This is a genomic window from Burkholderia cenocepacia (genome assembly GCF_900446215.1).
GTDB classification, from domain to species: domain Bacteria; phylum Pseudomonadota; class Gammaproteobacteria; order Burkholderiales; family Burkholderiaceae; genus Burkholderia; species Burkholderia cenocepacia.
In genome coordinates this window covers 1-20517 of the sequence record NZ_UAQZ01000015.1, presented here as the reverse complement: position 1 = coordinate 20517, position 20517 = coordinate 1, and the positions used below count along the sequence as shown (strand labels likewise).

The following is a 20517-nucleotide window of genomic DNA, read 5'->3' as shown; positions in this document are numbered from 1 at the left end:
AGGGAAAGTTTTGTATAGTGCGCCGGTTGCTGACATCCGGTTCGCTCATGCCTTCTACTTTTTCCCGTTCGTTGTCGCTCGTTGCGCTGGCTGTCGCCCTGATCGTGCCGTACGCGATCACGAATCACACGTATCCGATTCCGACCTTCTATTCCGAGTTTTCCGCGCTGGTGCTGTATCTGCTGGTGGGCGTGTCCGTCGTGCTGCTCGCGCGCACCGGCCGTCCGGCCGAGCCGTTTGCCGCGCCGGCCGCGTTCGCGGTGCCGCTCGGCTTTGCGGTGGTGCTGCTCGCGCAGGTTGCACTGATCCCGCTCAAGGTGCCGTCGATGAACTGGCTCGCGCTCGGGTATCTGGCCGCTGCGCTGGTCGCGATGCAGGCCGGCTATGCACTGGCGCGCGACGGGATGGCGGAAACGGTGTGGCCGATGATGGCCGGTGCGCTGCTCGTCGGCGGCGTGTTCGCGGTCGGTACCCAGATCGTGCAGCTGTTCCACCTCGAGTCGGCCGTCTCGCCGTTCGTCGTGGTGTACAACATCGCGGTCGACCGCCGTCCATACGGCAACATGGCGCAGGCGAACCATCTGGCCAGCTACATCGCCTTCGCGCTCGCGGGCGCGCTGTATCTGGTGCAAACGCGCCGGCTCGCGGTGTGGGCATGGCTTGCGCTGTCGCTCGTGCTGTCGGTCGGTCTCGCGCTCACGGTGTCGCGCGGGCCGTGGCTGCAGGTCGCGGTGATGGTCGTCGCGGGCTTCTGGATGGCGTGGGTCGAATCGCGCCGCACGCCGGGCAATGCACGCGCGTGGCTGATCCCGGTCGTGCTCGCGGCCGCCTTCATCGCGGTGAACGTCGCGGTGCGCTGGGCCAACGTGCACTATCACCTGAATCTCGCGGAGTCGGCCGCCGACCGGATGCGCGACGCCGGGCAGATCGCGCCGCGCCTCGCGCTGTGGAAGTACGGGCTCGCGATGTTCCGCGAGCATCCGCTGCTCGGGGTCGGCTGGGGCGAATTCCCGTCGCACCAGTTTGCGCTGGTGCGCACGCTCGGCGGCGTCGAGATCGCGAACAACTCGCACGACATCTTCATCGACCTGCTCGCGAAGTCCGGTCTCGTCGGGCTCGGTGTGCTCGCCGTCACGCTCGTCGCGTGGTTCGTGCGCGCGGTGCGTGCGCCGCAGTCGAGCATGCGCGTGTTCGGCTTCGCGCTGTTCGGCATCCTGCTGATGCATGCGCTGGTCGAGTATCCGCAGCAGTACATGTTCTTCCTGCTGCCGGCGATGTTCGTGATCGGGCTGCTCGACGTGAAGCCGCTGCGCATCCTGCCGGGGCGGGCGGCCTTCGGGCTGTTCGCGGTGCTGTCGTTCGGCGGCGTGCTGGCGGCGGTGCCCGTGCTGCGCGACTACCAGCGCGCGGAAGTGCTCTATTACGGCAGCAGCCCGGCCGCGCAGTACCGCGATGCGCCGTCGCTGCTGTTCGGCGCGTGGGGCGATTACGGTGCGGCGACGCTGCTGCCGATTTCGCCGGACGATCTGCCGGCCAAGCTCGCCGCGCACGAGCGCGCGATCGCGCTGCTGCCCGGCGAGACGGTGCTGCGTCGCTACGCGGTGCTGCAGGCGCTGGCCGGCCGCGAAGCCGACGCGCTCGATACCGTCGCACGCCTGCATGTGTTCGCGAAGGAACTGAAGGACTGGCCGCAACAGCTGGCCGCGTTGTACAAGCTGTGCGACCAGGAGCCCGCGCTGAAGACGTTCAGGGCGGCCGTCGTCGCGAAATACGGGGAAGCGCCGGCCGACGAGGGCGACGACTCGGACGACGACGATTCGGATTGACGCCTGTCGTGCGCGCCGGAACGGGGAATTCCGGCGTCGATCGCGGCGGGCTTGAGGTGGTTGACGTCGGAGCCACACGACGTGGCCTGTCGTGCGGCAATCCGTCGGATCTCGATTACCTCGCGGATCGCGCGGATTCCGGCCGAACGAGCGGCGATTCGCGTCAACCATTGTCAAATTGCCGCCGCTGACCTGGCGGCGCGTGCACAATGCGCGAAAGCGTTTGCGTGCCCGCAGGCGCCGGCCATCGCCGGTGCGAATACGGCAGATTTCCCGGCTATCCGGGCATTGCGCCGAGCAGGATCGCGGCCGAGCATCGCTCGGTCGTGCGGCCGTAACGGGGCGCCGGTCCGATGGCCGCGGCGCAGTGCGACACATGCGATGCGGCCGGGGAAGGCTGCCGGCCTGCGGTGCGTGTGCCCAGAACAGTGCTGAAGAACGATATTCGACCATGGCCATTCGCTCGACCTACCTGATCCTGCCTGCCGCCGCGATGCTGTTTTCCGGCTGCGCGATGTTGTCGTCATCGCAGGAAAGCAAGCTGACCTGCCACATTCCGCGGGCCGTCTATCCGGATACCGCGAAGCCGCTCACGCGTCCGGCGACGGTGCTCGTGCGCGCGCTGATGACGACGTCCGGCGAAGCGCAGAACGTCACCGTGACGACGAGCAGCCGCAATGCGGCGGCCGATCGCGCGGCCGTCGAAGCGATGACGCACGCGACCTGCGTGCAGACCGGCGCGACCGCGAATCCTTTCTTGCTGACCCAACCGTTCGTGTTCGAGCCGCAGCGCGGGCAGTGACGCGGGGCGGGCGCCGCGCCGTGGCGCGGTCCAGATTCAGTTCCGGGGTATCGGGTTCGTGCCGCGACAGTCCGGCGGGGCACGAATGGCGCGAACCCGTCGCGCGTCCGTCGATCAACGCATCGCGACGGTGTTTTCCCGCGCTTGCCCGTCAGGGCCGGTTCACATGGGAACGGATAGCTGCCGGCACGGTGGCGCACCGGGGCACGCATACGGCAGCGGCGCAACGCATTTCACCGAATCGCTCCCCATCGGCGACGTGGTTTCCTGATGGTCTGTCGTCCGACCGGGAAATCACGATAACCATCGATTCTCCACGAGCTGCGCGCGAGTGCGTCGCGGCGGGCGCTCAACCGGCGACGTCTTCCGCCTTCCAGTCCCCCGACTTCCCACCGCGCTTCTCCCGCACGCTCACGTCGGTGATCACCATCCCGCGATCGACCGCCTTGCACATGTCGTAGACGGTCAGCAGCCCGACCTGGACGGCCGTCAGCGCTTCCATCTCGACGCCGGTCCGGCCGAACGTCTCGACCTGCACGACGCAGTGGACGCCCGGCAGCGCGTCGTCGAGTTCGAAGTCGACGGCCACGCGCGTCAGCGCGAGCGGATGGCACAGCGGAATGAGATCGGCCGTGCGTTTCGCGCCCTGGATCGCCGCGATGCGCGCGACGCCGAGCACGTCGCCTTTCTTCGCCTTGCCGTCGCGGATCAGCGCGAACGTGGCCGGCAGCATCCGGATCGTGCCGCGCGCGATCGCGATGCGTTGCGTTTCCTGCTTGCCACCGACGTCGACCATGTGGGCGTGGCCGGCGGCGTCGAAATGGGTGAGTCCTGACATGTCTTCCTCTGGTGGAACGGAGTGCGCGTGCACGTGCGTCGATCCTGCTTCGCGATCGGCAGGCCACCGGATGCCATACCGGCGCGACGAACCGATCCAACCGCTCAACGGGCGCCTATCATAGCAGCGGCGTTCGCGTTGCCGGAGGCGCAGATGACGCACGCGCGGTACGGGACAGTCATCGCGGCGCCGGTACAATGACCCGAATATTCAGACCAAACGCCGCGATGCGCGCCGCTCGCGCGGGACGGCGTCGTTTTCATCCTGCCATGCGTGTCAAACAGTTGCTTGCCGTGTCGCTGTCGGCGGCGCTCGCGCTACCGCCGGGCGGCCATGCGCAGAGCGCCTCCGCGCCGCCGCTCGAGCCGGCGGCCGGCGGCGCGACGTCGATTTCCACCGTGCCGTCCGGCATCGCGACCGGCGTGTTCGGCACGTACGGCGGCGCGGAGAGCCGGTTCTCGGGCGCGGGCGGTGCGTCGGCGCCGGTCGCGAGCCTGCGCGCGCCGCTGCGGGCACTGGAGCTGCCCGATCTCGGCGACGGCTCCGGCGGTGCGCTGACGCCGCAGGCCGAGCGCCGGCTCGGCGAGCGCGTGATGCGCGAAGTGCGGCGCGATCCCGACTATCTCGACGACTGGCTCGTGCGCGACTACCTGAACGCGATGGCGGCGCGGCTCGCGGCCGCGGCGGCGGCGCGCTACATCGGCGGCTACGCGCCGGACTTCGACCTGTTCCCGGTGCGCGATCCGCAGATCAACGCGTTCTCGATGCCGGGCGGCTTCATCGGAATCAACAGCGGGCTGGTGGTCACGACGCAGACGGAGTCGGAGCTCGCGTCGGTGGTCGGCCACGAGATGGGCCACGTGCTGCAGCGGCACATCGCGCGGATGATCGGCGCGAGCGAGAAGACCGGCTACACGGCGCTTGCGACGATGCTGCTCGGCGTGCTGGCCGGCGTGCTCGCGCGCAGCGGCGATCTCGGCAGCGCGATCGCGATGGGCGGACAGGCGTACGCGGTCGACAACCAGCTGCGCTTCTCGCGGTCGGCCGAGCGCGAGGCCGATCGCGTCGGCTTCCAGTTGCTCGCGGGAGCCGGCTACGACCCGTACGGCATGCCCGGCTTCTTCGAGCGGCTGGACCGCGCGTCGATGGGCGATGCGGGCGTGCCGGCCTATGCGCGCACGCACCCGCTGACCGGCGAGCGGATCGCCGACATGGAAGATCGTGCACGTCGCGCGCCATACCGGCAGCCACGCCAGTCGGCCGAATACGGGTTCGTGCGTGCGCGGCTGCGCGTCCTGCAGAACCGGGCGCCGACCGACATCTCGGCCGAGGCGCGGCGGATGCAGCTGGAGATCGACGATCGCACGGCGCCGAACGTCGCGGCGAACTGGTACGGCATCGCGCTCGCGAACACGCTGCTCGGCCAGTACGACGCGGCGGACAAGGCGCTCGCGTCGGCGCGCGGCGCGTTCGATGCGCGCGAGCGGCGCGACGACGACCCGGCGACCAGCTCGCCGAGCCTCGACGTGCTGGCCGCGGACCTCGCCCGCCGCGCGGGCCGGACCGACGACGCGGTACGGCTGTCGGCGCTCGCGCAGCGGCGCTGGCCGGCGTCGCACGCGGCGATCGTCGCGCACCTGCAGGCGCTGATCGCCGCGCGCCGCTTCGCCGAAGCGCAGACGCTCGCGCGGGCGCAGGCGAAGGCCGACCCCGAACAGCCGGACTGGTGGGATTACCTCGCGAAGTCGAGCGACGGCAAGGGCGACGTGCTCGCGCGGCGTCGCGCGCTGGCGGAGAAGCTGGCGCTCGACGGCGCGTGGCCGTCGGCGATCCGGCAACTGAAGGAAGCGCGCGACGCGAAGGATGTGTCGTTTTACGAGCAGTCGATCATCGGCGCACGGCTGCTGGAATTCGAGGCGCGCTACAAGGAAGAGCGCGACGACGAGAAGAACGGCCGCGGGTAGCGGCCGTCGCGCGGCGAACGCGGAAGGCGCCGCGGCGGGTCAGTTGCCGCTGTCGGCGGCATCGCGTGCGTGGCGCGCCGGGCTGGGAATGTAGCCGAACCGCGCAGGCACGTCGGCGCACGCGATGCTGCCAAGCGGCAGCGAGCGGCCGTCGCGCCAGCGCAGCGCGGGCGGCTTCGCGTCGAAATCCGCGTGGTCGGCGAACAGCCCGAGATCGTGATCGTGCAGTGCCGCGATGCGCGGCGGTGTGCCGGCATCGCGAAACAGCACGCCGCCGCCGTCATCGAGCCACGCTGCGTCCGGTTCGAACGGGGCGCCCGTCTGGTCGGTGAGCGCGAGCTGCCCGTCGCGTTCGGCGAGCCGCACGACCCACGGCGTATAGGCGAGTTCGACGTACACGCGCTGCGGCCCGTTCTGGAAGAACCACTGGCCCTGCGCGTCGCATTCGTAGTTGCGGCCGATGAACGCGTTCAGCGCCGCATGCCGGATCGGCGAGCCGAGCTCGCCGGCCGCCTGCGCCGCGTCGTCGCGCAGCCGCCATGCGCCGCGCCGGTCGAGCAGCAGCCAGCCGGTGCAATGCGGCACGTTCGGCCATTTGGCGAGCGCCTGCCTGACGATGTCATCCATGGTCGACGAATTTCGAGCAATAGCCGAACACCCGCGCCGACAGCCAGTCGAGGCGGCCGGGGAACGGCCCGGTCATGAAACCCGCATGGCCGCCGTGCGCGGGCTGGTCGAGCTCGACGGCGGGCGACACGTCGGCCGGGCCCGGCAGCGCCGATTCCGGCAGGAACGGGTCGTTGCGGGCGTTGAGGATCAGCGTCGGCACGTCGATCGCGGGCAGCAGCGGCCGCGTGGTCGCCTGCGTCCAGTAGTCGTCGGCGTTCGCGAAACCGTGCAGCGGCGCGGTCACGACCTCGTCGAAGTCGCGCATCGTCACGGCCTGCAGCATCGCGTCGCGGTCGAACAGCCCCGGATACTGGTCGAGCTTCGCGAGCGCCTTGCGCTTGAGCGTCTTCAGGAAGCTGCGTGTGTAGACCATCGCGAACCCCTGCGACAGCGCGCGGCCGCCCGCATGCACGTCGATCGGCGTCGAGATCGCGGCGGCGGCGCGCACGATCGACGTGTCGCTGCGATGCTCGCCGAGCCAGCGCAGCAGCACGTTGCCGCCGAGCGATACGCCGGCCGCGACCAGCGGCCCGCGATGCTGCGCGGCGAGCCGGCGCAGGATCCAGTCGACCTCGGCGCTGTCGGCGAGATGGTAGAAGCGCGGCTGGCGGTTGATCTCGCCGCTGCAACTGCGGAAGTGCGGCACCACGGCGTGCCAGCCGTTCGCGCGCGCGGTGGCCATCATCGCGAGCGCGTAGTGCGACGCGGAGCTGCCTTCGAGACCGTGGAACAGCACGAACAGCGGCGCGTCGGGCGCCGGCGCCGCGCTGTCGAGGTGCGCGACCCAGTCGAGGTCGATGAAGTCGTGGTCGGGGGTTTCCCATCGCTCTCGCCGGTAAGCGACAACCGGACGCCGCGCGAACAGCGCGGGCACGATGGTTTGCACATGGCTGTTGGGCAGCCAGCGCGGTGCGCGATAGCGCAGTGTGTCGTCGTCGGGGGCCGGGGCCCCGGTCAGCGGCGAGGTGGGCGGAGAAGCCGTACTCATGATCGCCCCGCTAATGCGTTGCTTCGTTCTTCGTCAGTGCAGCGGACCCTGCCCGTGACGGATCTTCGCGGCGAATTGTCCGGCCGCCTGTTCAGGAATCGGGCTCGCGTGGATGTGCGCGATGCGCCATTCGCCGCGTTCGTGGATCATCACGTACGTCGCGAAAACCATGTCGGGTTCGGCCGTCAGGTCGGCCTGCTGATGCGCTTCGGCGATCGTATAGACGACCGTGCCGAGGCTGTCGTACACGCGGATGTCGAGCGGCTCGATCGTGACCGGACGCGTCGCGAGCCGGTTGGCGAGCCCGCCGCGGATCTGGTCGAGGCCGTGCAGATGCTCGCCGTCCGCCCACACGCAGCTGGCGAAATCCTCGTCGATCCACAACGCCAGCAGCGCGTCGAGATTGGCATCCGCGACGGCCTGGTAGTAGGCGTTCAGCGTATCGGCAGCGGCTTCGAAGAGGCGGGCAAAACGTGGCATCGGGGTTGTCTCTCGCGCGCGTCGCGCGCCGTATTCAGCACGGCGGCCCGGATCGAGCCGCCGCACACCGGTGAATCGGATTGCCCGGCGCGCCGTGCGACGCTGCCGGTCAGGGTCAGCGCTGCCCGACTAGCATGCCGCGCAAATCGCCGAATACCTGCTCCGGACCGAGTTCGCGCAGGCACTTCAGGTGGCCGAGCGGGCACTCGCGTTCGAAGCAGGGACTGCATTCGAGATGCAACCATTGTACCTTCGCCAGCTCCGACAGCGGAGGGGTGTGGCGCGGATCGGTCGATCCGTACAACGCGACGAGCGGCCGGCGCAGCGCGGCCGCGACGTGCATCAGCCCGGAATCGTTGGTGACGACCGCGTTCGCGCGCGCGATCAGCGCGCACGCCTCGGACAACGACGTCTGCCCGCACAGGTTGCGCACGTTCGGCGCGTGGTCGGCGATCGCCTGCGCGGCCGCGGCATCCTTCTGCGAGCCGAGCGCGACGATCTGCGTATACGGGAACGACTGGTGCACGATGGTCGCGAGCGACGCGAAGTGCTCGGGCGGCCAGCGCTTGGCCGGGCCGTATTCGGCGCCGGGGCAGAACACGACGAGCGGCTTGCGTGTATCGAGATTGAAACGTGCGGACACCCGCGCCGTTTCGTTCAGGTCGGCGTCCAGGCGCGGGGCGGGCAGCGTCTTCATCGACTCGGGCAGCTTCGCGCCCGGCGCGTACGCGAGCGCCGCGTAGTGGGTCGTCATCGGCGGCCGCTCGCCCGACTTGTCGGGGTTCGCGTGGCGCACGTTGAGCAAGCCGTAGCGGTGCTCGCCCGTATAGCCGATCCGCAGCGGGATGTTCGCGAGCCACGGGATCACCGCGGACTTCAGCGAATTCGGCAATACGTACGCCGCGTCGTAGCCGACGTCGCGCAGGTCGCTCGCGAGCTGCCAGCGGCGCAGCAGCTGCAGCTTGCCGTGCGCGAGATCGGTCGCGTGGACATCGTGGATCTCGGGCATCCGCTCGAGCACGGGCGCGACCCACGAGGGTGCGACGGCATCGATGGCGATGCGGGGATGGAGTTTCTTCAGCAGCGCAAAAAGCGGCTGCGCCATCAATGCGTCACCGATCCAGTTCGGTGCGATAACCAGCGCTCGACGCATCAGGTCGACTTCCGATGTCGTAATGAAGCACGGCGCTCGGGCGCCGCGTTCGGGTTGCCAGAATGGGGAACGGCGGCGCGCCGGACTTCCGGCTGCGCCGCCTTGCGGGTCGGTGGGCCTTCAGGCCCGGCCGCCGGGCTCAGTGGCCCTTGACGACCTCGCCGTCGCGCAGCTTGTAGCGCGTGCCGCAGTACGGGCAGCGCGCCTCGCCGTGCGACACGTCGATGAAGACGCGCGGGTGCGCGTTCCAGCGGGTCATGGCCGGGTTCGGGCAGTAGGCGGGAAGATCCTTGGCCGTCAGCTCGACCAGCGGCATTTCCTTGATTTCACTCATGAGACTTTCTCTTATCACTCTTGTGTGGGGCGGTCGGTCGCGCGGCGCGCTTGTATGTTCTTGCGCCCGCCGGAACGGGGCCGGTGCCCGCGTGCCGGCCGGCGCGGGCGGCCGTGCGGCCGACGACGGCGGGAAGCCGCGCGTCAGCTTGCCTGCCAGCGCCCGGGCGGCACGCCGAACATCCGTTTGAAATGCCGCGTGAAGTGGCTCTGGTCGACGAAGCCGCTGGCCGCCGCGACATCGGCGACCGGCACGCCCGCGCGCAGCGGCGCCAGCGCACGCTGCAGCCGCAACTGGTTGCGCCACGCATGCGGCGGCATGCCGGTCGTACGCGTGAACAGGCGCGCCGCGTGAAACGGCGACAGGCCGGCCGCCTGCGCGACCTCGTCGAGCGTCACCGTGGACATCAGGTCGGCGGCGAGCCGCTCGCGCATCGCGTCGACGCGTGGCTCGTCGGCCGCGAGCGGCGCGGGTCGCGGCCGTACGTCGGCGTGGCGCACGATCAGCGTCGACAGCGCGTCGAGCATCGCGGTTTCGGCGGCGAGCGGATCGTAGATGCGCGGCGCGCCGGTGGCCGGATCGCCGGCCGGCTGTCCGGCCGCATCGGCCTGCGACGACAGCGCGCGCTCGCTGCCGGCTTCCAGCATCCGGTGCGCGAGCGTGAGCCGGGCCGCGAGATCGGCGTCGCGGATCACGTCGGGGGCAAACCACGGTGCATCCTGCGGGCGGCCCGCGATCGTACTCGCGAGTTCGTGGATGAATTCGACCGGCATGTAGCTGACGCGATAGCACCAGCCTTCGTCGGCGGCACGCGAGCCCGTGTGCACTTCACCGGGATTGATCACGGGCACGGTGCCCGTTTCGGCGACGTAGCCGGTGCCGCGATAGGTGAAGCGTTCCGCGCCTTCGAGAATCACGGGGATCGTGTACGCGTCGTGCCAGTGGGGCGCGAACGCGTGATCGCGATAGGTGGCCGTGAGCAGATCCGCGTCCGGCACGAGCGGCGTGCGCCAGTAGCGTGCGGAATCGGGGAGGCGGGCGGCGGACATGATCGGGCGCGGGAGCGGGCTTACTTGACCGGAATCGTCGTGCCGGCGGGCATCGGCACCGCGGTCACGGCGTTCTTCGGGCTGCCGCTGACGATACGGTCGCTGTAGGTCAGGTAGACGATCGTGTTGCGCTTCTTGTCGATCACGCGCACGACGTGCAGCGTCTTGAAGATGAACGACATGCGTTCGCTGAACACGTCGGTCTGCTGCTTGAGCGGTTCCTTGAAGCTGATCGGGCCGACCTGCCGGCACGCGATCGACGCTTCGCTCGGATCCTCGGCGACGCCGAGCGTGCCCTTGATCCCGCCGGTGCGGGCGCGCGACACGTAGCAGGTCACGCCATTCACGACCGGATCGTCATAGGCCTCGACGACCACGCGATCGGAGCCCGTGACGCGGAAATGGGTATTGACGCTGCCGACTTCCTCCGCGTGCGCGAACGGTGCGGCGGCGACGGCGGAGAACAGGAGGGCGACGGGGGCGAAACGGAAGAGGCGATGCTTCATCGACGGAACCGGATGCGAATGCGGGACAGAAACTCTAGCATGCGCATGACCGGACCACGAAAAGCGGGAAGAGGGAACGGCGGCCGGAAAAACAAAAGGCCCGTCGAATGACGGGCCTTTCGCTGTTTGGCTCCCCGACCTGGGCTCGAACCAGGGACCTACGGATTAACAGTCCGGCGCTCTACCGACTGAGCTATCGGGGAATAAATCGGTACATCTGCGTGTTGTGTGTTCCAACAAAAAACCCGTCCACTTTCAACGTGGCCTTTGCGTTTTTGGCTCCCCGACCTGGGCTCGAACCAGGGACCTACGGATTAACAGTCCGGCGCTCTACCGACTGAGCTATCGGGGAACAAACAAGCAACAGCAGAGAAACGAGATTGTATGGAGTGTTCGCTAACCTGTCAACACCTTGGAGCCGCGCCGCATGAAATTTTTTGCGGCCGCCGCGCGATCAGCGCTCGAGCAGGTGCAGCTTCTCCTGCACGTCCTTCCACTCGTCCGCGTCGGCCGGCGCCGGCTTGGTCTTCGTGATCGACGGCCAATTCTTCGCCAGCTCGGCATTCAGCTCGGTGAACTGCTGCTGGTCGGTCGGAACGTCTTCTTCGGCATAGATCGCATTGGTCGGGCATTCGGCGACGCACACGGCGCAGTCGATGCACTCGTCCGGATCGATGGCGAGAAAGTTGGGACCTTCACGGAAGCAATCCACCGGGCACACATCCACGCAATCCGTGTATTTGCACTTGATGCAGCCTTCGGTCACAACGTGAGTCATTAAAACGCTCCTGCTTGGCGGTATATATGGGGTGGCGTTTGCGCCAAAAGCGGCATTGTAACTGAAGCGCAAAACCCGCATGACGTGGTCGGCTATCCGGCTTATATCGTTTCGTGATTAGTTTATGGCAGGCGCAACGCGGATACCCGCGCACCCGGCGGCGAGGGCGGTTTCACGATGGTCCGGCCCGCATTCGGGTAACATGACCGACAGACCGGGCGGCGCGCGGTGCGCCGGGGCCCGGTCATGATATTGGCGGTGCCGTCATCATGATCATCACTTCGCTGCTGGACACGGATCTCTACAAGTTCACGATGATGCAGGTCGTCCTGCATCACTTTCCCGCTGCAAACGTCGAATACCGCTTCCGGTGCCGCACGCCCGGCGTCGATCTCGTGCCGTACATCGACGAGATTCGCGACGAGGTGCGCGGCCTGTGCTCGCTGCGCTTTTCCGACGTCGAACTCGATTACCTGCGGCGGATGCGCTTCATCAAGAGCGACTTCGTCGATTTCCTCGCGCTGTTCCACCTGAACGAGAAGTACATCTCGGTCACGCCGTCGCCGAAGGGCAACGGCGAGATCGACATCGTGATCGAGGGGCCGTGGCTGCATACGATCCTGTTCGAGATCCCGGTGCTCGCGATCGTCAACGAAGTCTATTTCCGCAACACGCAGCGCGAGCCCGACTATCGCGAAGGCCGCGAACGGCTGCGCGAGAAGATCAAGCTGCTCGGCGCGAAGCCCGAGTTCGCCGACTGCAAGATCGCCGATTACGGCACGCGCCGGCGCTTCTCGAAGGTCTGGCACGAGGAAGTCGCGCTCACGCTGCGTGACGGGCTCGGCCCGCAGTTCGCGGGCACGAGCAACGTGCTGTACGCGATGAAGCACGACATCACGCCGCTCGGCACGATGGCGCACGAGTATCTGCAGGCGTGCCAGGCGCTCGGCCCGCGGCTGCGCGATTCGCAGATCTACGGCTTCGAGATGTGGGCGAAGGAATATCGCGGCGACCTCGGGATCGCGCTGTCGGACGTCTACGGCATGGACGCGTTCCTGAACGACTTCGACATGTACTTCTGCAAGCTGTTCGACGGCGCGCGCCACGATTCGGGCGATCCGTTCGAGTGGGGGCGAGCGGATGCTGCGCCACTACGAAGCGAACCGGTGCGACCCGCGCACCAAGGTGCTGGTGTTCTCGGACGCGCTCGACATTCCGAAGGTCATGCAGCTGTACGAACGGTTCCGCGGCCGCTGCAAGCTCGCGTTCGGCGTCGGCACCAACCTCACCAACGATCTTGGCTACGTGCCGCTGCAGATCGTGATCAAGATGGTTCGCTGCAACGGGCAGCCGGTCGCGAAGCTGTCCGATTCGCCGGGCAAGAGCATGTGCGACGACAAGGCGTATCTCGCGTACCTGCGGCAGGTGTTCGGCATCGCGCAGCCGGTCGAGGAAGACGCGTCGAAGTAGGCGCCGGCCGTTGGGCCGAAGGTGCGTCGCGGCAGGGGCGGTCGGTATAATCCGACGTATTGCCCGCCACCGTCACGAGGACCGTTCATGGACACTTCCGCTGCCCGTCGCCAGATCCTCGCGCGCATTCGCGCAGCGCAGGGGCGCGCGGCCGAACCCGATGCAGCGGGAGCGCGACGGCGTCGCCGACTATCTCGCCCGTCATCCGGAGGGGCCGCGCCCGCCGGCGCCGGCCGACCTCGTCGCCGCTTTCGTCGACGAAGCGGCGCGCCTGTCGACCACGGTCGACGAAGTCGCGACGCTGGCCGACGTGCCTGCCGCCGCCGCCCGCTATCTTGCCGCTCACGGCCTGCCGACGCAGGCCATCGCTTGGCGCACGCTCGCCGATCTCGACTGGGCCGGCGCCGGCCTGTCGGTCGAGTGCCGCAAGCCGCGCGACGGCGATCTGGTCGGCCTGACCGGCTGCTTTTGCGCGACCGCCGAAACGGGGTCGCTGGTATTGCTGTCCGGCCCCGACACTTACGCATCGGCCGGCCTGCTGCCGGAAACCCACATCGCGATCGTGCCGGCATCGCGCATCGTCGCCGGTCATGAAGACGCGTTCGCGCTGATTCGCGCGGAGCGCGGCGAGCTGCCGCGCCGCGTCAATTTCGTGTCCGGCCCGTCGCGCACGGGCGACATCGAAAAGATCATCCTGGCGCACACGGCCCGTACCGCGTGCACGCGATCGTCGTACGGGGCGCATGACGCGCCGCTGCATTCACCCCTACTCGAACAAGGAAGTTCTGCATGAAACGACATGCCGCCTGGGCGGGCATGGCGTCGGGAATCGCGCTTGGCGCCGCTCCCGCGCTTGCATCGGCCGCCACGCTCGACGGTGCCACGCTGTCCGCGCTCTGGGGCATCCCGTTCGCCGGGATCCTGCTGTCCATCGCGCTGTTCCCGCTCGTCGCCCCCGTGTTCTGGCATCACCACTTCGGCAAGATCGCCGCCGGCTGGGCGATCGTGTTCCTCGCGCCGTTCGCGGTCGCGTTCGGCATCGGCACCGCGTTCGGCACGCTCGTGCATGCGCTGCTCGAGGAATACATTCCGTTCATCGTGCTGCTCACCGCGCTCTATACGGTCGCGGGCGGCATCTGCGTGAACGGCAACCTGCATGGGTCGCCGAAACTGAATACCGCGATCCTCGCGCTCGGTACGCTGCTCGCGAGCGTGATGGGCACGACGGGCGCCGCGATGCTGCTGATCCGGCCGCTCCTGCGCGCCAACGACAACCGCAAGCATGTCGTGCACGTCGTGATCTTCTTCATCTTCCTCGTCGCGAACGCGGGCGGCTCGCTGTCGCCGCTCGGCGATCCGCCGCTGTTCCTCGGCTTCCTGAACGGCGTGAGCTTCTTCTGGACGACCACGCATCTCGCGCTGCCGATGCTGTTCATCTGCGTGGTGCTGCTGACGCTGTTCTTCGCGCTCGATACGTACTTCTACCGGAAGGGCGGCGAGGAGCGGCCGGCCGCGCTCGATCCGACGCCCGACGGTGCGGCGCTGTCGATCGACGGCAAGGTCAACTTCGTGCTGCTGGCGGCCGTGATCGCGCTCGTGCTGATGAGCGGCGTGTGGAAGCGGGCATCTCGTTCGACGTGTGGGCACGCACGTCGCGCTGCAGAATCTCGTGCGCGACGTCGCGCTCGTGGTCGTGACGCTCGTGTCGCTCGCGCTGACGCCGCGTTCCGCGCGCGAGGGCAACGCGTTCAACTGGGCGCCGATCGAGGAAGTCGCGAAGCTGTTCGCGGGCATCTTCGTGACGATCGCGCCGGTGATCGTGATCCTGCGCGCCGGCGCGGATGGCGCGTTCGCGCAGATCGTCCATCTCGTCACGGGCCCCGACGGCAAGCCGATCGACGCGATGTACTTCTGGGCGACCGGCATCCTGTCGTCGTTCCTCGACAACGCGCCGACCTATCTCGTGTTCTTCAACCTCGCGGGTGGCGATGCGCAGACGCTGATGACGACCGGCGCGTCGACACTCGCCGCGATTCCGCCGGCGCGGTGTTCATGGGCGCGAACAGCTACATCGGCAACGCGCCGAACTTCATGGTGAAGGCGATCGCCGAATCGCGCGGCGTGAAGATGCCGAGCTTCTTCGCGTACCTCGGCTGGGCGCTCGTCGTGCTGATACCGGTATTCCTGCTGACGTCGTGGCTTTTCTTCACGGCGTAAGCTGACGATTTTCAACCCCGAGCGGGCGGTCCCGGCGCGGCATGGTGCGCCGCCATCCGTCCGCGGCATGCGGAGATGGCGATGCAGAAGATTCTGGTCGCGCGTCCGATCTTTCCGGACGTGATCGAACGGCTCAAGCAGTATTTCGAAGTCGACTGGAACGACGGCGACGCGCTCGCGCCCGACGCGCTCGCCGCGCGTCTGGCCGACAAGGACGGCGCGCTGACGGCCGGCGACCCGGTCGGCGCGGCCACGCTCGCGGCGGCACCGCGTCTGCGCGTCGTGGCGAACATGGCGGTCGGCAACAACTTCGACATGGCCGCATTCAACGCGGCGAACGTGCTCGGCACCAATACGCCCGACGTGCTGAACGAATCGACCGCCGATTTCGGCTGGGCGCTGATGATGGCCGCGGCGCGCCGGATCGCCGAATCCGAACACTGGCTGCGCGCCGGCCACTGGCAGAAGTGGGCGTACGACGGCTTTCTCGGCGCCGACATCCATGGCTCGACGCTCGGCGTGATCGGGATGGGTCGCATCGGCCAGGCGCTCGCGCGCCGCGCGCGCGGCTTCGGGATGCAGGTGATCTACCACAACCGGTCGCGGGTCGCGCCCGAGATCGAAGCCGAGCTGAATGCCGAATACGTGTCGAAGGATGCGCTGCTCGCGCGCGCCGATCATGTCGTGCTCGTGCTGCCGTACACGAAAGAGAACCATCACACGATCGGCGCGGCCGAGCTCGCGAAGATGAAGCCGACGGCGACGCTGACCAACATCGCGCGCGGCGGGATCGTCGACGATGCGGCGCTGGCCGTCGCACTGCGCGACGGGACGATCGCCGCGGCCGGCCTCGACGTGTACGAGGGCGAGCCGAGCGTGCATCCGGCGCTGCTCGAGGTGCCGAACGTCGTGCTGACGCCGCATATCGCAAGCGCCACCGAAAAGACCCGCCGCGCGATGGCGGATCTCGCCGCCGACAACCTGATCGCCGCGCTGGGCGAGGGGCCGCGGGCGGGGCGGCCGCCGAATCCGATCAACCCTGACGTGATCGGGAAGCCGCGCGCATGACGATGACGTTGTTGCTTGCGGCGGTCGTCGTGCTCGCTGTCGCGCTCGCGGTGGCGATCGTCGCGCCTCGTGCGCGGCGGCCGCCACGACGATGCGGCCGTGCTCGGCGACCAGATCGAGGACGCCGCGCATGCGCAGGCGCGCGCGGTCGAGCGGCTCGAGCGCGAACTGCGCGGCGAGATCGTCGAAAATGCGCGCGGCTCGCGTACCGAGCTGGCCGGCAGCTTCGCGCAGTTGCAGCAGACGCTCGCCGCGCAACTGACGAGCGTGGCGACCGTGCAGAGAACAACCAGATCGAGGGGTTCGCGCAGCAGCTCGGCAAGCTCGTCGCCGGCAACGCGCAGCAGTTCGACGCGATGCGCGAGAGCGTGCAGCGCCAAGCCCAGCAGGCGCGCGAGGAGCAGACGGGCGCGCTGCGGCTGTTCGGCGACACGTTGCACCGGCAGCTCACGCAACTGACCGAGGCGAACGATCGCCGGATCGGTGAAGTGCGTGCGACGCTCGAACAGCGGCTGAAGGAAATCGAGACGAACAACGCGGCGAAGCTCGAGGAGATGCGCCGCACCGTCGACGAGAAACTGCACGCGACGCTCGAGCAGCGGCTCGGCGAATCGTTCAAGCTCGTGTCGGACCGGCTCGAGCAGGTGCATCGCGGGCTCGGCGAGATGCAGACCCTCGCGGCCGGCGTCGGCGACCTGAAGAAGGTGCTGACCAACGTGAAGACGCGCGGCACCTGGGGCGAGGTGCAGCTCGAAGCGCTGCTCGAACAGATGCTCACACCCGAGCAGTACGCGAAGAACGTCGCGACGGTGCCGAAGAGTACCGAGCGCGTCGAATTCGCGATCCGGCTGCCGGGCCGCGATGCCGGCACGCGCGACGCGCCGGTGTGGCTACCGATCGACGCGAAATTTCCGCGCGAAGACTACGAGCGGTTGATCGACGCGCAGGAGCGCGCCGATGCGGTGGCGGTCGAGGAGGCGGCGCGTGCGCTCGAGGCGCGGGTGCGGATGGAAGCGCGCACGATCGCCGAGAAGTACGTCGCGCCGCCGCACACGACCGATTTCGCGCTGCTGTTCCTGCCGACCGAGGGGCTCTATGCGGAGATCCTGCGCCGCCCGGGGCTGACCGACCTGCTGCAGCGCGACTATCGCGTGACGGTCGCCGGGCCGACCACGCTCACCGCGCTGCTGAACAGCCTGCAGATGGGGTTCCGCACGCTCGCGATCGAGCAGCGCTCGAGCGAGGTGTGGCAGGTGCTCGGCGCGGTCAAGACCGAGTTCGGCAAGTTCGGCGACGTGCTCGCGCGCACGAAGTCGCAGCTCGAAACGGTCACGCGTTCGATCGAGGCGGCCGAGCAGCGCACGCGCGTGATGAACCGCAAGCTCAAGCAGGTCGAGGCGTTGCCGGGCGATACGGCGGCCGGGCTGCTCGGCGCGGAAGGGGCCGAAGGCGCCGATGCGGACGATGCATGACACGCGTTGCCGGCCGCCGCCGGACAGAAAAAACGGGCGCCGCGGCGCCCGTTTTCCTTTGCAGCGATCGCCGGCGTGGCCGGCCCGCGCTCAATGCGCGGCGAGCGTGTCCAGCGCGCCACCCGTCACGCGTACGATGCGCCACTCCGGCAGCACGGTCGCGCCCATCTTCTCGTAGAAATCGATTGCCGGCTGGTTCCAGTCGAGGACCGACCACTCGAAGCGCGCGCAACGGCGCTCGACGGCGAGTGCCGCGAGATGACGCAGCATCGCGGTGCCGAGGCCCGTACCGCGCTGCGACGGCTGCACGTACAGATCCTCGAGATAGAGCCCGCGGCGGCCGAGGAACGTCGAATAGTTGTGGAAGAACAGCGCGTACGCGACGATCGCGCCGTCACGCTCGGCCACCAGCGCTTCGGCCGCGGGGTGCTCGCCGAACAGCGCGTCGGCGAGATCGGCTTCGGTCGCGACGAACAGATCCGTGAGCTTCTCGAACTCGGCCAGCTTGCGCATCAGCGCGAGGATCGCGCCGACGTCGCGCGGGGCGGCCGCGCGGATCAGCGGCGTGCCGCTCACGCTTCCTCCGGCGGATCGGACAGCACGATTTCGATGCCGCCGAAGCGCGACGCGACCCAGTTGTACGCGTGGCACGCAATCCACAGCAGCACGAAACCGAGGATCGCGTTCAGCAGCAGCGCGCTCAGGATCGTGCTCAGTTCGACCATCCCGTAGCGGATGTACGCGACGAGAATGCCGAGCAGCACGATCGGCACGCTGAACGTCAGGTAGACGAGAATCAGCGCCTTCGCGGTCTGTCCCGCGGCGATCGACGAGATTTGTTTCTTCATGCGGATTGCCCCCGTAGAGATATACCGATAGTGGAATTCAGATCAGGCCGTCGAGCGGCAGGATGTCGACTGGGCGCCCGCGTCGACTGCGCGGTATCGTGGCCCAGGACGATGAAACAGTTGGCGTCTGCGAGGCCGCTCAGCGACGCGGAGCTTTGCGATCCGGCCGGTACGACGTGCCATTGGCCGTCGGCGGCGCGCGTCGCGATGCCGCGCAGGTATTCGGTGCGACCGGGGCGCGTCTTCAACGGCTGCGTACTGCGCGCCGTGTACATCGCCGGTGGCGGCGTCTGCGCGCCGGCCAGCGTCAGCAGCGCGGGGCGCACGATGGCGTAGAACGTCACGGCGGACGCGACCGGATTGCCGGGCAGCCCGAAGAACAGCGCGTGGCCGGCGCCGTCGGCCGCGCGTGCGAGCGTGCCGCACGCGAGCGGCCGGCCGGGCCGCAGCGCAAGGCTCGCGAACGTCACGTCGCCGAGCCGCGCCATCACGTCGCGCGTGAAGTCGGCTTCGCCGACCGACACGCCGCCCGACGTGACGACCGCATCGGCCTGCGCGGCCGGGTCGTCGCGGACGATGCCGAGATCGATCGCATCCACGTGCAGGCGTTCGAGCATCGCGATCAGCATCCCGCGATTGCTGTCGTACAGCGCGCCGCGGCCGAGCGGTTCGCCGGGCTCGCGCAGCTCGTCGCCGGTCGAGAACACGGCGACGCGCACGCGCCGGCGCACCATGACGTCGGTGACGCCGAACGACGCGAGCAGACCGAGATCAGACGGCCGCAGGACGCGGCCCGCGGCGAGCGCACAGGCGCCGCGCGCGAGATCCTCGCCGGCCTTGCGGCAGTTCGCGCCGCGCGCGACGTCGCGCGTGGCGAAGCGGATCGTGTCGCCCTCGACGCGCACGCGTTCCTGCGGGATCACGGTGTCGCATCCGGCCGGCATCGGGCGCCGGTCATGATCCGCACGCATGCACCGGCTGCCACGGCGCCGTCGAACGGATGGCCGGCGAATGCGGTGCCGGCGACCGGCATCGCGACCTCGCCCTGCGGCGACGCGAGTGCCGCGCTGCCGCCGTCGAACGCATAGCCGTCCATGGCCGAATTGTCGTACGCGGGAATGTCGAACGGCGCGCTCACGTCGACCGCGAGCACGCGGTCGAGCGCATCGCGCAGCGTCACCGTGTCGCACGCGTCGACGGCACGCGAAGCGCACGCGAGCGCCTGCGTCGCGAGCGACGCGGGGGGGGTCGGTGCGGTTCGGGGGCGGGGATTGCGTGATCATCAGTCGGACTGCGCCGCAAGCGTATCGGGTTGTGGCCGGTGGCGCGAGGAGGGGGGCGCGGGGTTTTGTGGCGGGGCCGGGCACGGCACGGGGCCGTCAGCGCGGGGCCAGCGCGGCGAGTTCCTGCCAGGAGTTGGCATTGTAAAACGCACGCTCGTCGCGAAACTCGACTTCGACCGTCTTGTGGCGTGCGTACCACGCACGCACCTTGCGGTCGCCGGCCGCGAGGCGCGCGGCCAGATCGTCGGCCAGCGACGTGCGCAGCAGCGCGAACGTCGGCTGCGGCGAGCGTTGCTGCGCGTCGACGGTGACCGCCATCGCAATGTCGGCCTGCTGCGTCCAGCGCCGTATGCAGTTTGCGCGACGAGGTCGGCGGGCAGATACGCGTATCGCACGGCGAGCACGCGACCAGCGGCGCGCGCGCCGCGCGCATGCCGGCGAGCAGGCCCGCGAGCGGCCCGGGGAAGTCGGGCGTTTCGTCTGCGACGATGCGCGCGTCGAACGGCGCACCGAGCTCGGCATAGCGATCGGCATGGCGGTTCGCGCTGATCAGCGTCTCGTCGACCTGCGGCGACAGCCGGCGCAGCACGTGCAGCGCGAGCGGCGTACCGTCGAGCAGTTGCAGGCCCTTGTCGACGCCGTCCATGCGGGTCGCTCGGCCGCCTGCGAGCAGCAGGCCGGCGATCGACGGAGAAGCGGGAGCGGGCATCGTGTGAAGGCGGAAAGAGGCGTCAGCCGCCGATATACGACATTTCGACGCGCTTGCCGGCGC

Annotated in this window: 15 protein-coding genes, 2 tRNA genes and 6 pseudogenes; 8 read left to right on the top strand and 15 right to left on the bottom strand. The window is 68.8% G+C overall.

The features are described from left to right. The first annotated feature begins 47 nt into the window (after positions 1–47). Entirely contained in the window at positions 48–1826 is a 1779-nt protein-coding gene (locus DTA15_RS29780) for a PglL family O-oligosaccharyltransferase (protein WP_034178261.1), read from the top strand. A gap of 451 nt (positions 1827–2277) precedes the next feature. After that, positions 2278–2628 (top strand): TonB family protein, encoded by a 351-nt coding sequence (locus tag DTA15_RS29775; protein WP_006482365.1) that lies wholly within the window; start codon positions 2278–2280, stop codon positions 2626–2628. Positions 2629–2977: 349 nt separating this feature from the next. On the opposite strand, the gene moaC is transcribed toward DTA15_RS29775, so the two are convergent. Continuing rightward, positions 2978–3466, bottom strand: coding sequence for a cyclic pyranopterin monophosphate synthase MoaC (moaC, locus tag DTA15_RS29770; RefSeq protein ID WP_006482362.1), 489 nt, complete (start codon positions 3464–3466; stop codon positions 2978–2980). 269 nt (positions 3467–3735) lie between these two features. Between moaC and DTA15_RS29765 the strand changes: the two genes are divergently transcribed. Beyond that, on the top strand, positions 3736–5430 hold the full coding sequence (locus tag DTA15_RS29765) for a M48 family metalloprotease (RefSeq protein WP_034178262.1): 1695 nt from the start codon (positions 3736–3738) through the stop codon (positions 5428–5430). Between the two features lie 39 nt (positions 5431–5469). Here DTA15_RS29765 and DTA15_RS29760 read toward each other — a convergent pair whose 3' ends face one another. The 10 genes from DTA15_RS29760 to fdxA form a co-directional block, all read right to left on the bottom strand. Continuing rightward, positions 5470–6057, bottom strand: coding sequence for a DUF2946 family protein (locus DTA15_RS29760; protein WP_006482497.1), 588 nt, complete (start codon positions 6055–6057; stop codon positions 5470–5472). Further along, positions 6050–7087 carry a hydrolase gene (locus tag DTA15_RS29755; RefSeq protein ID WP_006482501.1) on the bottom strand — a complete coding sequence of 346 codons (1038 nt, stop codon included), beginning with the start codon at positions 7085–7087 and terminating at the stop codon, positions 6050–6052. Before DTA15_RS29755 ends, DTA15_RS29760 begins: the two co-directional genes overlap by 8 nt. 33 nt (positions 7088–7120) lie before the next feature. Next, positions 7121–7567 carry a nuclear transport factor 2 family protein gene (locus DTA15_RS29750; RefSeq protein WP_006477934.1) on the bottom strand — a complete coding sequence of 149 codons (447 nt, stop codon included), beginning with the start codon at positions 7565–7567 and terminating at the stop codon, positions 7121–7123. Positions 7568–7682: 115 nt separating this feature from the next. After that, the gene (gene waaF / locus DTA15_RS29745) at positions 7683–8720 is read right to left on the bottom strand and encodes a lipopolysaccharide heptosyltransferase II (protein ID WP_006482498.1); all 1038 of its coding nucleotides are present in this window, start codon (positions 8718–8720) and stop codon (positions 7683–7685) included. A gap of 139 nt (positions 8721–8859) precedes the next feature. Continuing rightward, positions 8860–9054 carry a zinc-finger domain-containing protein gene (locus DTA15_RS29740; RefSeq protein WP_006482499.1) on the bottom strand — a complete coding sequence of 65 codons (195 nt, stop codon included), beginning with the start codon at positions 9052–9054 and terminating at the stop codon, positions 8860–8862. A gap of 143 nt (positions 9055–9197) precedes the next feature. Further along, entirely contained in the window at positions 9198–10103 is a 906-nt protein-coding gene (locus DTA15_RS29735) for an AraC family transcriptional regulator (RefSeq protein ID WP_006486200.1), read from the bottom strand. Positions 10104–10123: 20 nt separating this feature from the next. Then, on the bottom strand, positions 10124–10609 hold the full coding sequence (locus tag DTA15_RS29730) for a CreA family protein (RefSeq protein ID WP_006486196.1): 486 nt from the start codon (positions 10607–10609) through the stop codon (positions 10124–10126). Between the two features lie 127 nt (positions 10610–10736). Continuing rightward, positions 10737–10812, bottom strand: a tRNA-Asn gene (locus tag DTA15_RS29725). Positions 10813–10885: 73 nt separating this feature from the next. Next, a tRNA-Asn gene (locus DTA15_RS29720) sits at positions 10886–10961 on the bottom strand. Positions 10962–11063: 102 nt separating this feature from the next. Next, a complete protein-coding gene (gene fdxA, locus DTA15_RS29715) occupies positions 11064–11387 on the bottom strand; it encodes a ferredoxin FdxA (protein ID WP_006496521.1) in 324 nt (107 codons plus the stop codon). 269 nt (positions 11388–11656) lie between these two features. Here fdxA and pncB point away from each other — a divergent pair. The 5 genes and pseudogenes from pncB to DTA15_RS29690 all read left to right on the top strand — a co-directional run bounded on the left by pncB (position 11657) and on the right by DTA15_RS29690 (position 17614). Beyond that, a pseudogene (pncB, locus tag DTA15_RS29710) lies at positions 11657–12857 on the top strand (nicotinate phosphoribosyltransferase). Positions 12858–12944: 87 nt separating this feature from the next. Continuing rightward, positions 12945–13604: pseudogene (locus DTA15_RS29705) on the top strand (LutC/YkgG family protein). A gap of 42 nt (positions 13605–13646) precedes the next feature. Then, positions 13647–15074, top strand: a pseudogene (locus DTA15_RS39475) (sodium:proton antiporter). Positions 15075–15155: 81 nt separating this feature from the next. Then, complete coding sequence (locus tag DTA15_RS29695) at positions 15156–16142, top strand: 2-hydroxyacid dehydrogenase (protein ID WP_111990732.1); 987 nt, start codon at positions 15156–15158, stop codon at positions 16140–16142. Continuing rightward, positions 16139–17614 (top strand): annotated as a pseudogene (locus DTA15_RS29690) (DNA recombination protein RmuC). Before DTA15_RS29695 ends, DTA15_RS29690 begins: the two are co-directional and overlap by 4 nt. A 90-nt stretch (positions 17615–17704) precedes the next feature. Here the strand turns inward: DTA15_RS29690 and DTA15_RS29685 are convergent. The 4 genes and pseudogenes from DTA15_RS29685 to mobA form a co-directional block, all read right to left on the bottom strand. After that, positions 17705–18190, bottom strand: a complete 486-nt coding sequence (locus tag DTA15_RS29685) for a GNAT family N-acetyltransferase (RefSeq protein WP_006486211.1) — start codon at positions 18188–18190, stop codon at positions 17705–17707. Further along, positions 18187–18462 carry a hypothetical protein gene (locus DTA15_RS29680; RefSeq protein ID WP_006476519.1) on the bottom strand — a complete coding sequence of 92 codons (276 nt, stop codon included), beginning with the start codon at positions 18460–18462 and terminating at the stop codon, positions 18187–18189. Before DTA15_RS29680 ends, DTA15_RS29685 begins: the two co-directional genes overlap by 4 nt. A 37-nt stretch (positions 18463–18499) precedes the next feature. Then, positions 18500–19720, bottom strand: a pseudogene (gene moeA, locus DTA15_RS29675) (molybdopterin molybdotransferase MoeA); the annotation flags it as partial. Positions 19721–19841: 121 nt separating this feature from the next. Further along, positions 19842–20454 (bottom strand): annotated as a pseudogene (gene mobA / locus DTA15_RS29670) (molybdenum cofactor guanylyltransferase MobA). Positions 20455–20517: the final 63 nt, after the last annotated feature.

Bases quoted from the DNA above. Each gene is read 5' to 3' on its own strand.
- DTA15_RS29780 (WP_034178261.1), top strand. From the start codon at position 48: ATGCCTTCTACTTTTTCCCGTTCGTTGTCGCTCGTTGCGCTGGCTGTC.
- DTA15_RS29775 (WP_006482365.1), top strand. From the start codon at position 2,278: ATGGCCATTCGCTCGACCTACCTGATCCTGCCTGCCGCCGCGATGCTG.
- moaC (WP_006482362.1), bottom strand. From the start codon at position 3,466: ATGTCAGGACTCACCCATTTCGACGCCGCCGGCCACGCCCACATGGTC.
- DTA15_RS29765 (WP_034178262.1), top strand. From the start codon at position 3,736: ATGCGTGTCAAACAGTTGCTTGCCGTGTCGCTGTCGGCGGCGCTCGCG.
- DTA15_RS29760 (WP_006482497.1), bottom strand. From the start codon at position 6,057: ATGGATGACATCGTCAGGCAGGCGCTCGCCAAATGGCCGAACGTGCCG.
- DTA15_RS29755 (WP_006482501.1), bottom strand. From the start codon at position 7,087: ATGAGTACGGCTTCTCCGCCCACCTCGCCGCTGACCGGGGCCCCGGCC.
- DTA15_RS29750 (WP_006477934.1), bottom strand. From the start codon at position 7,567: ATGCCACGTTTTGCCCGCCTCTTCGAAGCCGCTGCCGATACGCTGAAC.
- waaF (WP_006482498.1), bottom strand. From the start codon at position 8,720: ATGCGTCGAGCGCTGGTTATCGCACCGAACTGGATCGGTGACGCATTG.
- DTA15_RS29740 (WP_006482499.1), bottom strand. From the start codon at position 9,054: ATGAGTGAAATCAAGGAAATGCCGCTGGTCGAGCTGACGGCCAAGGAT.
- DTA15_RS29735 (WP_006486200.1), bottom strand. From the start codon at position 10,103: ATGTCCGCCGCCCGCCTCCCCGATTCCGCACGCTACTGGCGCACGCCG.
- DTA15_RS29730 (WP_006486196.1), bottom strand. From the start codon at position 10,609: ATGAAGCATCGCCTCTTCCGTTTCGCCCCCGTCGCCCTCCTGTTCTCC.
- fdxA (WP_006496521.1), bottom strand. From the start codon at position 11,387: ATGACTCACGTTGTGACCGAAGGCTGCATCAAGTGCAAATACACGGAT.
- DTA15_RS29695 (WP_111990732.1), top strand. From the start codon at position 15,156: ATGCAGAAGATTCTGGTCGCGCGTCCGATCTTTCCGGACGTGATCGAA.
- DTA15_RS29680 (WP_006476519.1), bottom strand. From the start codon at position 18,462: ATGAAGAAACAAATCTCGTCGATCGCCGCGGGACAGACCGCGAAGGCG.